Origin of the sequence: Kosakonia sp. H7A (genome assembly GCF_003028445.1) — a bacterium.
GTDB classification, from domain to species: Bacteria; Pseudomonadota; Gammaproteobacteria; order Enterobacterales; family Enterobacteriaceae; genus Kosakonia; species Kosakonia radicincitans.
Window position 1 is genome coordinate 1 of the sequence record NZ_PYTZ01000130.1, and the last position, 444, is coordinate 444.

At 62.2% G+C, this 444-nt stretch carries 1 protein-coding gene; it reads right to left on the minus strand.

Annotated elements, in window-relative coordinates:
- A partial coding sequence (locus CWM66_RS28570) for a hypothetical protein (RefSeq protein WP_146159985.1) occupies nucleotides 1–307 on the minus strand: 307 nt, incomplete at its 3' end.
- Between the last annotated feature and the right edge of the window lie 137 nt (nucleotides 308–444).

Here is a 444-nt window from a genome sequence, read left to right on the forward strand (position 1 = left end):
GCGAGTCAACCGAGTCGATTCCGTGCGGCGACTTGCTTGCCTGCAGCCCCGTGCCGCCATCCACGCCCTCCGGGAACGCGACATGGGTGACACCGCCCGGCAGGATCTCCCTGTCCTCGGGCTGCTCAGGCCAGATGCCAGGCGCATCGCCGTACTGGAGGTCGACTTCCTCAATGGGTTCGACGGTGCACTCTCCAGCCAGCACCTCGGAGCCTGGCCACTTGTTTGGCAGGTTCTCCGGCAGCTTGTCCCGCGGAACGATCCGCGCTTGGACATCGGCAATGAGAGATTGGACCCGATCGGACATGGATGCGATTCCTCAGGCGGCACTCAGCTTGACGGCACGCCAGCTATGCTCGTCTTTGGTGGGGTGCTTGGCGTAGACACCGAGAACATCGACGTCCGAAACATCTTGGGGAATCGTTTCCAGCAGACCCTTTGATA